Origin of the sequence: Streptomyces sp. NBC_00414 (genome assembly GCF_036038375.1) — a bacterium.
Classification (GTDB): domain Bacteria; phylum Actinomycetota; class Actinomycetes; order Streptomycetales; family Streptomycetaceae; genus Streptomyces.
On record NZ_CP107935.1, the window covers coordinates 6,354,672 to 6,366,716 of the forward strand.

Genomic DNA, 12,045 nt, shown 5'->3' on the forward strand with positions numbered 1-12,045 from the left:
CGGACGGCCGTCCCCCATTGCGCGGTGCGGGGGTTCGCGGTCGACTCGGGACATGACGACCGAGCCGCCGCCCCCGCCGGACGACGATCCGTTCCACAAGCCGCCGGACGAGGACCCGTTCAGGAAGCAGCCGCCGCCGGAACAGGGTGGCGGCTCCCCGTACGGAACCCCGCCGTCCGGTGCCCCGGGCGCCGGCTCCCCGTACGGCGCCGCGCCGCCGCCTCCCGGAGGCGGGGCCCCCTACGGTGGTGACCCCTACGGCGGCGGCCCGTACAACAACGACCCGCTCGCCGGGATGCCGCCGCTCGCGGACAGCGGCAAGCGCGTGCTCGCGCGGATCATCGACATGGTCCTCGTCGTCATCGTGGTGTGGCTGCTGACATGGGGCTTCGGCGTCAACGAGTACGACGTGGACACGGACAAGATCCAGTACGGGAAGTCGTTCGGGCAGTCCCTGATCGCCCTGCTGCTCTACGTCGGGTACGACACCTTCCTGACCACCAGGTCGGGACAGACCCTCGGCAAGAAGTGGCTGCACCTGCGGGTGGCGAACCTCGACAACGGCTCCACGCCCTCCGTGCAGACCTCACTGGTCCGCGCGCTGGTGCTGTGGGTGCCGTTCGCGTTCTGCTGCGCGTGCGTCTGGACCGCCATTGCCGGTGGCTGGAGCTTCTTCGACAAGCCGTACAAGCAGGGGCTGCACGACAAGGCGGCCAAAACGGTGGTGGTCAGCACCGGCTGAACCGCCCGACAGCGGGCGGCGGCCGGCAAGCGGCAGCGTGAATCAGGCGGGTCGGCGCAGGGCGGGCCGGTGCGGAACGGGCCCGTGCATGATGGTGGGCCCGTGCGGGACGGGCCCGTTGGGAACGTGGCGTCAGGCGCGTTCGCGTATCGGCTCGGACGCGCTGGCGGCGGCGACGGTCTCGCGCCGGGCCGGCACACGCTGTTCCGTGACGGCGGCGGGCGAGGGGCGGGCGGCGGGCGTCACGGGGGCCGCGGCGGGCTTGGGCGCGGGAACCGTCATGGCCACGAGGAGGCCGAGTACGAGGGCGGAGAGCGCGATGACCACGACTCCCAGGCCCGAACTCGTCTGTGACAGCAGCAGCATGGCGAGCGTGGAGAAAAGCACGGTGCATGAACCGTAGGCGAGCTGTGCGGCGGTCGGACGAGGCATGGCATTCCGTCCTCGGGGTGGGGGTCTCCCCCCGGTGCCTCTCGCATGGGGGAGGGTGCGGATAAGAAATAGGGGTTGTGGCAACGGTCTCGCTTGGCAAATCACCGGATATCCGGCGCACCGCCAACCGACTCTAATCGGCTGTCTGCCCGAGGGGAACGAGCAGTAAGCGTGACCTAACCCACGGTGCCGGAGCACAGGGGGCGCACGGAATCATGGCTTCTGCCAACCCGGCTTTTCAACGCGCCTGTTGAGCGGTACACCGATCGGCGTGAGCGGACCCGTAGTGGAACGCGACGCGGGGCCGCCGGTGCATAGCCCACTTGACCTGTGCAAGTCAAGGTCTGTCTTTTCTCCTTCAACTCCGATCGAATGTCGTCACTTGTGACGCGCATAGAGCGCGCGCGGACTCCAAGACCTGGACACCCTCCATCCGCGCGCCCGAGCGCGAGGGAGGACTGCATCAAGTGATCAGCAGACCATGGACGTTCAGAGCAGCCGCGGTGGGTGTGGCGCTCACAGCGGCCGCTGCCACGTTCTCGACCTTCGCAGTGGCGCAGGCCGACGCCGGCGACCAGCCGGCCGCGGCCGCGAACCGGCAGGACCCGGCGCGCGCCGGGGACGACGCCGAGCACGAGCACGACCTGAAGGGTCCCCTGACCGACCGTCAGGAAGCCCAGCGCGAGGAGGCCCTCAAGCGGGTCATCTCCGGTGACGCCAAGCCCGTCGAGCGCGGCGGTTCGCAGGTCGTCAAGCTCCAGAACGGCAAGTACGTGGAGCTCGGCCGTGAGAAGACCGACGAGATCTTCACGATCCTCGTCGAGTTCGGCGACAAGGTGGACAGCCGTTACGGCGGCACCCCCGGCCCGCTGCACAACCAGATAGCCCAGCCCGACCGTGCCGAGGACAACAGCACGGACTGGAAGGCGGACTACAACACCGAGCACTACCAGGACCTGTACTTCGGCACCGGCAAGGGTGTCGAGTCGATGAAGAAGTACTACGAGAAGCAGTCCTCGGGCCGCTACTCCATCGACGGCACGGTCTCCGACTGGGTCAAGGTGCCCTACAACGAGGCCCGTTACGGCTCCAACAAGTGCGACCCCGACACCTGCGCGTGGAACGCCGTCGCCGACGGTGTCAACGCCTGGGTCGACGCCCAGAAGGCGGCCGGCAAGTCCGACGCCGACATCAAGTCCGCGCTGTCCGCCTACGACAAGTGGGACCGCAACGACTTCGACGGTGACGGCGACTTCAACGAGCCCGACGGCTACATCGACCACTTCCAGATCGTGCACGCCGGCGAGGACGAGTCCGCGGGCGGCGGCGCCCAGGGCGACGACGCGATCTGGGCCCACCGCTGGTACGCGTTCGGCACCGACGCCGGCGCCACCGGCCCCACGGGCAACAAGATGGGCGGCGCGCAGATCGGCGACTCCGGCATCTGGGTCGGCGACTACACGATCCAGCCGGAGAACGGCGGACTCGGTGTCTTCGCCCACGAGTACGGCCACGACCTCGGGCTGCCGGACCACTACGACACCACCAACACCGCGGAGAACTCCACGGCGTTCTGGACCCTGATGTCCTCCGGTTCGTGGCTCGGCACCGGCAAGAACGCCATCGGTGACCTGCCCGGTGACATGACCGCGTGGGACAAGCTCCAGCTCGGCTGGCTGAAGTACGACACGGCCAAGGCGGCGAAGAGCTCCAACCACACGCTGGGCGTGTCCGAGTACAACACCAAGAACGCCCAGGCGCTGGTGGTCGAGCTGCCGAAGAAGGCGGTCACCACGGAGGTCGTCCCCCCGGCGCAGGGCGCCACCCAGTGGTGGAGCGGCAGCGCGAACAACCTCAAGAACACGCTGACCCGTTCCGTGGACCTCACGGGCAAGTCCTCGGCCGAGCTGACCCTCGACGGGTACTACGACATCGAGACGGACTTCGACTACCTCTACACCGAGGTCTCCACCGACGGCGGCGCCAAGTGGACCGCGATCGACGGAACGGTCGACGGCGCGGCGATCCCGCGTGACGCCAGCGGCAGCCCCGCGCTGACCGGCACCGCCGCCGCCTACACGAAGCTGTCGTACCCGCTCGACGCCTACGCGGGCCAGAAGTTCGACCTGCGCTTCCGCTACTCCACCGACGGCGGCGTGGCCCAGACGGGCTTCGCGGCGGACGAGATCACCGTCACCGCCGACGGCTCCGCGCTCTTCTCGGACAACGCCGAGAGCGCCGACGCCGCCTGGAAGTCGGTCGGCTTCTCCCGTATCGGCGCGTCCTTCACCAAGGACTACGCGCAGTACTACATCGCCGAGAACCGCCAGTACGTGTCGTACGACAAGACCCTCAAGGTCGGCCCGTACAACTTCGGCTTCGCGTCCACGCGTCCGTCCTGGGTGGAGCACTTCCCGTACCAGAACGGTCTGTTGATCTGGAAGTGGGACACCTCCCAGCGCGACAACAACGTCAGCGAGCACCCGGGCACCGGTCTGCTGCTGCCGGTGGACGCCCACCCGAAGGCGCTGAAGTGGTCCGACGGCTCGCTGATGCGCAACCGCATCCAGTCCTACGACTCGCCGTTCAGCACGTACAAGACGGACGCTCTCACGCTGCACAAGGCGGACGTCGTGACGAAGATCAATGCGCAGCCGGGCAACCGGGTCTTCAACGACCGCACGAACACGTACTACGACACGGCCAACCCGACCGGGGGTGTCAAGATCACTGACACCAACACCAAGATCTCGATCGTCAGGGAGTCGCGCGACGGCTCGACGATCAAGGTGAAGGTCTCCTCCGCGAAGTAGTAAGAGACGTTTTCGCAGGTCAAACCATGATCGGCCGCAACCCTCTGGCGGGTTGCGGCCGATCGTGTTTAGGTGCGTCCTGTGACTCTCTTATTGACACCGGATCTCGCGGGGGTATGACCAGATGGCTGCAGGAGGCTTCAGCAGGCTGCCGAACGGCACCGTCGTGGTGGCGTTGAACCTGCCCCGGCCGCTCGCCGCGGGCACCGGTTCGGTACGCGTCCTGGTGCATGCCCAGAACCGCGCCCGCGCGCTGACGCGGCTGCGGAATCTGGGGTTGCGGGCGGTGTATCTGCGCGGCAACGGGCAGCCTCCCACGCCTGACGAGATCACGGCCGTCCTGCACCATCCCGATGGGCTCATATGGCGTACGGCGCCGGGGGTGGACGCTGTCGCGTCCGAGCTCTGGCATCCGATTCGCTCGCTGATGCGGCTGCCGGCGGCGCCCCTGTAGCGGGGCTCCGCCCCTGTAGAAGGGTTCCGCCCCGGTGGGGGGCTGATCGCGCAGTCCCCCGCGCCCCTGGAGGCGGCGCCTTCAGACCACCGGCTTGCCGGTCAGTTCCACGCCGGCCTCGCGCAGGTCCTCCAGGGCCTGGGACGTGGTTTCCGGGGCGACGCCGGCCGTGAGGTCGAGCAGGACCTGGGTGCGGAAGCCCTCCCGGGCGGAGTCCAGGGCGGTGGCCTTCACGCAGTGGTCCGTGGCGATGCCCACGACGTCGACCTCCGTGATCCCACGCTCGCGCAGCCAGTCCGCCAGCGAGACACCGTTCTCGTCGGCGCCCTCGAAGCCGCTGTACGCCGCCGAGTACGCGCCCTTGTCGAAGACGGCGTCGATCGCGCCGGAGGCGACCACCGGAGCGAAGTTCGGGTGGAAGCCCACGCCCTCGGTGCCGGCCACGCAGTGCGCGGGCCAGGAGTGCACGTAGTCGGGGTTGTCCGCGAAGTGGCCGCCCGGCGCGATGTGGTGGTCGCGGGTCGCCACCACATGGCGGTAGCCGGCCGGGGCCTGCCCGATCAGTTCGGTGATCGCGGCGGCCACATCCGCCCCGCCGGAAACCGCGAGGCTGCCTCCCTCGCAGAAGTCGTTCTGGACGTCTACGACGATCAGGGCGCGGCGCATGGTCGGTGTCCTTCGGCTTGGCGAGGCGCTCCGCGGGGAGGCCGGGGGATTGTGTGCGGGTCGTGGAGGGCTGGTCGCGCGGGTTCCGTGCGGCCGAGTCCGACGGCTTGCGGGCATGGCGGAGGGTGCGGTCGTTGCGGTGCCCTTTCCCGGCTTGCCGCCCGTTCACTCCCCTGCGGGCCCGGGCCGTCGCCGGTCCGGGCCCGCGTCTCTCACACGTACTCGGTCGGAATGACGGCTTCCCCCCGCGACAGCTGGGTCGCCGAGAGGGGCAGGTTCGCGCGGGCCCGCGCGTGCCGGTTTCGTACGACGTCCAGCGGTTCGCGGGCGACGACCTGGCCGCCCTTGACGAGCTGCACCAGGAGCTGACGGTCGCTGAGCTCGGCCGGAACCGCCCCCAGGCCGATCACCTCGGCCTCGGCGACCCCGTGCTCGTCGAGCCGCCGCGCGGCCCACTTGCGGCCGCCGATGGACGTCTTGCCACCCGAGGACTTCTTGGCCACCGGCAGGAGCGGAGCCTTCGGATCCGCCGACTCGGCACGAGCGACGATCTTGTAGACCATCGAGCAGGTCGGATGGCCGGAACCCGTCACCAGCTGGGTGCCCACCCCGTACGCGTCCACGGGCGCCGCGGCCAGCGAGGCGATCGCGTACTCGTCCAGGTCCGAGGTCACGATGATCCGCGTCTTCGTGGCGCCCAGGTCGTCCAGCTGCTGCCGTACCCGGTGTGCCACGAGCAGCAGGTCCCCGGAGTCGATCCGGACGGCCCCGAGCTCGGGCCCGGCCACCTCGACGGCGAGGCGCACGGCCTCGGCGACGTCGTACGTGTCCACGAGCAGCGTGGTGCCCCGGCCGAGGGAGTCGACCTGGGCCCGGAAGGCGTCCCGCTCGGTGTCGTGCACGAGGGTGAAGGCGTGGGCGGACGTGCCGACCGTCGGAATGCCGTAGCGGAAGCCCGCGGCCAGGTCGGAGGTGGTGGTGAAGCCGCCGACGTACGCAGCGCGGGACGCGGCCACCGCGGCCAGCTCGTGGGTGCGCCGGGCGCCCATCTCGATCAGCGGGCGCCCGCCGGCGGCCGAGGCCATCCGGGAGGCGGCGGCCGCGATGGCCGAGTCGTGGTTGAGGATGGAGAGGATCACGGTCTCCAGGAGCACGCACTCCGCGAAGGAACCCTCGACCCGAAGGACCGGCGATCCGGCGAAGTACACCTCGCCCTCGGGATAGCCCCAGATGTCCCCGCCGAAGCGGTAGGCGGCCAGCCACTCCAGGGTCGGCTCGTCCACGACGTTGCGCTCGCGCAGGAAGCCGATGACGTCCGGATCGAAGCGGAAGTTCTCCACCGCGTCCAGGACCCGCCCGGTTCCGGCGACGACACCGTAGCGGCGGCCCTCGGGCAGCCGGCGGGTGAAGACCTCGAAGACCGAACGCCGGTCGGCGGTGCCGCCCTTGAGGGCGGCCTGCAGCATGGTCAGCTCGTAGTGGTCCGTGAAGAGCGCTGTCGACGGCACATCCACCGGCAGCCCTAGGTCCGCAGTGTTCATGACCGGAGATGCTACCCCTATCTCGTCACTCTGACGATTTGTGGTGCTCGCGGGTGGTGCGCGTGATTTCCAGGGCTCGTTTGGCCGGGCACCCACCTGTGGTGGCAGCATGGGCCGTGTGACGGCTCCCGCACCCCTAGAGACCGAAAAGACCGAGTCGGCTGAGGAGGTCTTCGCCGTACCCGAGCCCGACGTCCCCTGGGTGACCATCGTCCACAACGATCCGGTCAACCTGATGAGCTACGTGACCTACGTCTTCCAGTCGTACTTCGGGTACTCGAAGGACAAGGCCACGAAGCTGATGATGGATGTCCACCACAAGGGCCGGGCCGTTGTCTCCAGCGGCACCCGTGAGGAGATGGAGCGCGATGTGCAGGCCATGCACGGCTACGGTCTGTGGGCCACCCTCCAGCACGACCGGAAGTGACCCGGCCGGAGACGACCGAGCCGGACTTGATCCTGCCGGACACGGCTGGACCGGCACCCGCCCGACGCCCGCGCTGTACTGGAAGTAGCGACGCAACCTGATGCCAGGACACTTCGAACCGCTCCCCGGCGGCGGCGCGGCCGTCGCGCTCGACGAGGTCGAGATCTCGATCATCCGCTCCCTCGCCGTACAGCTCCTGGAGCTCATCGGACCGGGCCCGGGCGGGGACGTCTCCGACGACCCGCTCGCCGAACTGTTCGCGGAGGGGCCGAGCGAGCCGCCCTCGGACCCCGTGCTGAAACGCCTCTTCCCGGACGCGTACAGCGGCCCCGACGTCGAGGCCACCTCGCCCGAGCAGGCCGAGGAGCAGCGCGCGTACTCCTCGGAGTTCCGGCGCTTCACCGAGAACGACCTGCGTGCCGGCAAGCGGGAGAACGCCCTCGTGGTGATCCGCACCCTGGACGGCGTCGCGGCCGTGGGGGAGGGGGGAGCGGTCCTGAAGCTGAGCCCCGAGGAGTCGAAGCAGTGGCTCAGCTCCCTCAACGACCTGCGCCTCGCGATCGGCTCCCGGCTGGACGTCGTCGACGAGGAGGACACGGACCTCCTCTACCGGCTCCCCGACGAGGACCCGCGCAAGCCGATGGTGATGGCGTACCTGTGGCTCGGCGGGCTGCAGGAGACGCTGGTCGAGACGTTGATGCCCTGACGCGAAGCGGTGATCGGCCGTGTGGCGCGACCCGGACGGTCGGGCGACGCGAAACAGACGGTCGGGCGACGCGAAACAGACGGTCGTACAGCGCGCGGTGGTCCATGACGTGACATGAAACGTTCGCTCAGCGGACGCTCAAATCCGGATAACGATCACATCACCACCCGGGCCTGCTATGTGGGCCCGGGTGTCCTATGTCCGCTTCTTCCTGTGGCATGCGCTACAAGCAGCGCGAATGCCGAATGTTGCGGCCGTGATAAATCTTCACGATCGCTCGGCGGGACACCACCCACGTCCTGCCGGGTGCGCCACTGAGCCGACCACCGTCGGCCAGGCGCGGGCGGCCTCGGGGAGGCCGTTCAGCGGGCTCGGGGAGCCCGTGCGACTCCAGTAATCCGGGGGGATCGGAAACCGGACCGAAGCCGACGAAGGCTCGGACCGGCATGGAGAAAGGCGCATGGACATGACCTCGGTGCAGGTCGGCAAGCACGACGACGAGCAGGGCGGCAACGGCGCCGCCGACGGCGACGCCTCCGAAGAGGGCTACGAACGCGGGCTCGGCAGCCGTCAGGTCCAGATGATCGCGATCGGCGGCGCCATCGGCGTCGGCCTCTTCCTGGGTGCCGGGGCGAACATCGCCAAGGCGGGCCCCAGCCTCATCCTCATGTACGCCCTCGCGGGCGTCATCATCTTCTTCATCATGCGGGCCCTGGGCGAACTGCTGCTCTACCGCCCGGTCTCGGGCTCCTTCGCGGAGTACTCCCGCGAATTCCTCGGCCCGTTCTTCGGCTACTTCACCGGCTGGACGTACTGGCTGATGTGGGTGGTCACCGGCATGGCGGAACTCACCGCCGCCGCGATCTACGTCAACTACTGGTTCCCGCAGATACCGCAGTGGGTCACGGCCCTGGTCTTCCTGGTCGTGCTCTTCGTGGCCAACCTGATCTCCGTCAAGCTCTTCGGCGAGATCGAGTTCTGGTTCTCGATGGTCAAGGTCACCGCCCTCATCGGCATGATCGTGATCGGCCTGGGCGTGCTCACCTTCGGCTTCAGCTCCGCGGGGGACACCGCCGCCGTGTCCAACCTCTGGGCCGTCGACGGCTTCTTCCCCAAGGGCATCGGCTCGTCCCTGATGACCCTCCAGGGCGTGATGTTCGCCTATCTGGCCGTCGAACTCGTCGGCGTCACCGCGGGCGAGTCCGAGAACCCGGAGAAGACCCTCCCCAAGGCGATCAACACCCTGCCCTGGCGCATCGCCCTCTTCTACGTCGGCGCGCTCACGGTCATCCTCTGTGTCGTGAGGTGGACGGAGTTCGCGCCCGGCGTCAGCCCCTTCGTCGCGGCCTTCGCGAAGATCGGTATCCCGGCCGGCGCGGCCATCGTCAACTTCGTCGTCCTGACGGCGGCCCTCTCCTCCTGCAACTCCGGCATGTACTCCACGGGCCGCATGCTGCGCACCCTGGCGGACAACGGCGAGGCCCCGAGGATCTTCAACAGGCTGTCCTCCACCAAGACGCCCGCGTTCGGCATCACCGTCTCCATGCTCTGCATGGGCATCGGCGTGATCCTGAACTACATCGTCCCGGAGAAGGCCTTCGGCTACGTCGTCTCGGTGGCCACGGCGGCGGGCATCTGGACCTGGCTCATGATCCTCGTCAGCCACATCCTGTACCGCCGCGCCGTCGAGGCCGGCCGTCTGCCCGCCTCACCCTTCCCGGCCCCCGGCGGCTCGAAGTTCAGCTGGGTCGCCGTCGCGTTCCTGCTCTTCGTCACCGGCCTCATCGCATACGACGCCGAATCCCGCGTCTGCCTGTACGTGATGGCCGGCTGGGCCGTCGCGCTGGGCATCGGCTGGGCCGTGCTGAAGTCACGCAACCCGGAGGTCACCGAGCGCCGCGAACCGGAGTTCGAGAAGATCGGCTGACTCGAGCAGGTCGGTTGATTCGAGCAGGTCCGCTGATTCGAGCAGGTCTGCCGACGGAGTCCCGGCCGAGTTCCGCGCCGGGCGCCCGGCACTCGTCGCCCAGCATGTGGGCAGCCCCGTACCACCCTTCGGTACGGGGCTGCCGTCTGCCTATCCTGACCTCATGCTGACCATCACCCAGGCCCTCGTCGACCAGATCGTCGCGCACGCGCGCCGGGACCACCCCGACGAGGCGTGCGGCGTGATCGCGGGCCCGGAGGGCACCGGCCGCCCCGAGCGCTTCATCCCCATGCTGAACGCGGCGATGTCACCCACGTTCTACGAGTTCGACTCGGGGGACCTGCTCAAGCTGTACCGCGAGATGGACGACCGCGACGAGGAACCGGTGGTCGTCTACCACTCCCACACCTCCACCGAGGCCCACCCCTCCCGCACGGACGTCTCCCTCGCGAGCGAGCCGAACGCCCACTACGTCCTCGTCTCGACCGCCGACACCGACGGGCTCGGCGACTTCCAGTTCCGCTCGTTCCGGATCGTCGACGGGGTCGTCACCGAGGAGGAGGTCTCCGTGGTGGAGGCCTACTGATCCGACGGATCCCATACTTCGGGCAGAATTCATCCACTATCTGAGATCACATTCCGGGACCCGGACCGGGAATCGATACGATGAGCCCATGGTTTCCCACGACGTGAGCGACAAGACGCCGGGCATGCTGCTCGTGGCGCGGCTGCACGTCGACCTGTGCAGGCTGCAGAGCGCCATCTGTACGCGCTGATCCCTGCCGCCGTACGGCCGTGTGGGCCACGGCTGCGCGGGGCCGCGACCGGCGTCCCCCGCCCTTTCCGGTGCACTTCCCGCGCTGCCGCGCGCACCCAGACCTGACCCGCCTTCCGCCTTCCGACAGGAGCCCGCAATCATGGCCATCGAGGTCCGCATCCCCACCATCCTCCGCACCTACACCGACGGCCAGAAGGCCGTCGAGGGCGGCGGGGAGACCCTCGCCGCCCTCTTCGCCGACCTCGAAAGCCGCCACACGGGCATCCAGGCCCGCATCGTGGACGAGGGTCAGCTGCGCCGCTTCGTGAACGTGTACCTGAACGACGAGGACGTCCGCTTCCTCGACGGCATCAACACCAAGCTCACCGACGGCGACAGCGTCACCATCCTGCCGGCCGTCGCCGGCGGCATGGTCTGACCGGGCTGCCGGGCTCTGATCACCGATGCGCTACGACTCCCCGCTGGCCGCGGTGGGCAACACCCCTCTGGTGCGCCTGCCGCGGCTCTCGCCGTCCGCCGACGTCCGTATCTGGGCGAAGCTTGAGGACCGCAACCCGACCGGCTCGGTCAAGGACCGCCCCGCGCTCCACATGGTCGAACAGGCCGAGAAGGACGGCCGGCTGACACCCGGCTGCACGATCCTCGAACCGACGTCCGGCAACACCGGCATCTCGCTCGCCATGGCCGCGAAGCTCAAGGGCTACCGCATGGTGTGCGTCATGCCCGAGAACACCTCGCAGGAACGGCGCGACCTGCTCGGCATGTGGGGCGCGCAGATCATCCCCTCCCCGGCGGCCGGCGGCTCCAACACGGCGGTGCGCGTGGCGAAGGAGCTCGCCGCCGAGCATCCCGACTGGGTGATGCTCTACCAGTACGGCAACCCCGACAACGCCGGTGCGCACTACGCGACGACGGGGCCCGAGATCCTGGCCGACCTGCCGTCCGTCACGCACTTCGTCGCCGGGCTCGGCACCACGGGGACGCTGATGGGCGTGGGCCGGTTCCTGCGCGAGCACAAGCCCGACGTCAAGATCGTCGCGGCCGAGCCGCGCTACGACGATCTCGTCTACGGGCTGCGCAACCTCGACGAGGGCTTCGTTCCGGAGCTGTACGACGCGTCCGTGCTCACCACCCGCTTCTCGGTCGGCTCGGCGGACGCGGTGACCCGTACGCGGGAGCTGCTCCAGCAGGAGGGCATCTTCGCCGGGGTCTCCACCGGGGCCGCGCTGCACGCGGCGATCGGTGTCGGCCGCAAGGCCGTGGCCGCGGGGTCGCCCGCCGACATCGTGTTCGTCGTGGCCGACGGCGGGTGGAAGTACCTGTCGACCGGCGTCTACACGGCGGCGACGACCGAAGAGGCGATCGCCACGCTGCAGGGCCAACTGTGGGCTTAGCCGGGCCTTTTCCGCCCCGCCGCCCCTACCCGTCCCGTACCTGCCTCGGGGGCGCTGCCCCCGAACCCCCGGTCCTCAAACGCCGGACGGGCTGAAGGTGCCGCCGGACGCGCGGCTATCTCCAGCCCGTCCGGCGTTTGAGGACGAGCGCGCAGCGCGATCAGG

13 protein-coding genes are annotated in these 12,045 nt (G+C 69.1%); 10 read left to right on the forward strand and 3 right to left on the reverse strand.

The window, feature by feature from the left end; translation table 11 throughout:
* Positions 1-52: 52 nt before the first annotated feature.
* Positions 53-742 carry an RDD family protein gene (locus tag OHS59_RS27660; protein WP_328496062.1) on the forward strand — a complete coding sequence of 230 codons (690 nt, stop codon included), beginning with the start codon at positions 53-55 and terminating at the stop codon, positions 740-742.
* A gap of 132 nt (positions 743-874) precedes the next feature.
* Here OHS59_RS27660 and OHS59_RS27665 read toward each other — a convergent pair whose 3' ends face one another.
* On the reverse strand, positions 875-1,174 hold the full coding sequence (locus tag OHS59_RS27665) for a hypothetical protein (protein WP_328496063.1): 300 nt from the start codon (positions 1,172-1,174) through the stop codon (positions 875-877).
* A gap of 467 nt (positions 1,175-1,641) precedes the next feature.
* On the opposite strand from OHS59_RS27665, the gene OHS59_RS27670 reads away from it, so the two are divergent.
* The gene (locus tag OHS59_RS27670; protein ID WP_328496064.1) at positions 1,642-3,987 is read left to right on the forward strand and encodes an immune inhibitor A domain-containing protein; all 2,346 of its coding nucleotides are present in this window, start codon (positions 1,642-1,644) and stop codon (positions 3,985-3,987) included.
* Between the two features lie 124 nt (positions 3,988-4,111).
* The gene (locus OHS59_RS27675) at positions 4,112-4,441 is read left to right on the forward strand and encodes a hypothetical protein (protein ID WP_328496065.1); all 330 of its coding nucleotides are present in this window, start codon (positions 4,112-4,114) and stop codon (positions 4,439-4,441) included.
* Positions 4,442-4,522: 81 nt separating this feature from the next.
* Here OHS59_RS27675 and OHS59_RS27680 read toward each other — a convergent pair whose 3' ends face one another.
* Both OHS59_RS27680 and OHS59_RS27685 read right to left on the reverse strand, forming a co-directional pair.
* A complete protein-coding gene (locus tag OHS59_RS27680; protein ID WP_328496066.1) occupies positions 4,523-5,107 on the reverse strand; it encodes a nicotinamidase in 585 nt (194 codons plus the stop codon).
* Between the two features lie 212 nt (positions 5,108-5,319).
* A complete protein-coding gene (locus OHS59_RS27685; RefSeq protein WP_328496067.1) occupies positions 5,320-6,648 on the reverse strand; it encodes a nicotinate phosphoribosyltransferase in 1,329 nt (442 codons plus the stop codon).
* 109 nt (positions 6,649-6,757) lie between these two features.
* Between OHS59_RS27685 and clpS the strand changes: the two genes are divergently transcribed.
* From clpS to OHS59_RS27720, 7 genes are all read left to right on the forward strand, one after another.
* Positions 6,758-7,075, forward strand: coding sequence for an ATP-dependent Clp protease adapter ClpS (gene clpS, locus OHS59_RS27690; protein ID WP_217455605.1), 318 nt, complete (start codon positions 6,758-6,760; stop codon positions 7,073-7,075).
* A 100-nt stretch (positions 7,076-7,175) separates the two neighbouring features.
* Positions 7,176-7,781 (forward strand): DUF2017 domain-containing protein, encoded by a 606-nt coding sequence (locus tag OHS59_RS27695; protein ID WP_328496068.1) that lies wholly within the window; start codon positions 7,176-7,178, stop codon positions 7,779-7,781.
* A 466-nt stretch (positions 7,782-8,247) separates the two neighbouring features.
* Positions 8,248-9,708: an amino acid permease gene (locus OHS59_RS27700; RefSeq protein ID WP_328499385.1), complete on the forward strand. Its 1,461-nt coding sequence runs from the start codon at positions 8,248-8,250 to the stop codon at positions 9,706-9,708.
* 163 nt (positions 9,709-9,871) lie between these two features.
* Positions 9,872-10,294: a M67 family metallopeptidase gene (locus OHS59_RS27705; protein WP_328496069.1), complete on the forward strand. Its 423-nt coding sequence runs from the start codon at positions 9,872-9,874 to the stop codon at positions 10,292-10,294.
* Between the two features lie 88 nt (positions 10,295-10,382).
* Positions 10,383-10,484: a putative leader peptide gene (locus OHS59_RS27710; protein WP_313904860.1), complete on the forward strand. Its 102-nt coding sequence runs from the start codon at positions 10,383-10,385 to the stop codon at positions 10,482-10,484.
* A gap of 141 nt (positions 10,485-10,625) precedes the next feature.
* On the forward strand, positions 10,626-10,904 hold the full coding sequence (locus OHS59_RS27715; protein WP_328496070.1) for a MoaD/ThiS family protein: 279 nt from the start codon (positions 10,626-10,628) through the stop codon (positions 10,902-10,904).
* A gap of 25 nt (positions 10,905-10,929) precedes the next feature.
* Positions 10,930-11,880 carry a PLP-dependent cysteine synthase family protein gene (locus OHS59_RS27720; RefSeq protein WP_328496071.1) on the forward strand — a complete coding sequence of 317 codons (951 nt, stop codon included), beginning with the start codon at positions 10,930-10,932 and terminating at the stop codon, positions 11,878-11,880.
* Positions 11,881-12,045: the final 165 nt, after the last annotated feature.

Excerpts from the sequence above, each read along its gene's own strand:
- OHS59_RS27705 (WP_328496069.1), top strand. The coding sequence starts at position 9,872 with ATGCTGACCATCACCCAGGCCCTCGTCGACCAGATCGTCGCGCACGCG.
- OHS59_RS27720 (WP_328496071.1), top strand. The coding sequence starts at position 10,930 with ATGCGCTACGACTCCCCGCTGGCCGCGGTGGGCAACACCCCTCTGGTG.
- OHS59_RS27695 (WP_328496068.1), top strand. The coding sequence starts at position 7,176 with ATGCCAGGACACTTCGAACCGCTCCCCGGCGGCGGCGCGGCCGTCGCG.
- clpS (WP_217455605.1), top strand. The coding sequence starts at position 6,758 with ATGGGCCGTGTGACGGCTCCCGCACCCCTAGAGACCGAAAAGACCGAG.
- OHS59_RS27660 (WP_328496062.1), top strand. The coding sequence starts at position 53 with ATGACGACCGAGCCGCCGCCCCCGCCGGACGACGATCCGTTCCACAAG.
- OHS59_RS27715 (WP_328496070.1), top strand. The coding sequence starts at position 10,626 with ATGGCCATCGAGGTCCGCATCCCCACCATCCTCCGCACCTACACCGAC.
- OHS59_RS27675 (WP_328496065.1), top strand. The coding sequence starts at position 4,112 with ATGGCTGCAGGAGGCTTCAGCAGGCTGCCGAACGGCACCGTCGTGGTG.
- OHS59_RS27710 (WP_313904860.1), top strand. The coding sequence starts at position 10,383 with ATGGTTTCCCACGACGTGAGCGACAAGACGCCGGGCATGCTGCTCGTG.
- OHS59_RS27685 (WP_328496067.1), bottom strand. The coding sequence starts at position 6,648 with ATGAACACTGCGGACCTAGGGCTGCCGGTGGATGTGCCGTCGACAGCG.
- OHS59_RS27665 (WP_328496063.1), bottom strand. The coding sequence starts at position 1,174 with ATGCCTCGTCCGACCGCCGCACAGCTCGCCTACGGTTCATGCACCGTG.
- OHS59_RS27700 (WP_328499385.1), top strand. The coding sequence starts at position 8,248 with ATGACCTCGGTGCAGGTCGGCAAGCACGACGACGAGCAGGGCGGCAAC.
- OHS59_RS27680 (WP_328496066.1), bottom strand. The coding sequence starts at position 5,107 with ATGCGCCGCGCCCTGATCGTCGTAGACGTCCAGAACGACTTCTGCGAG.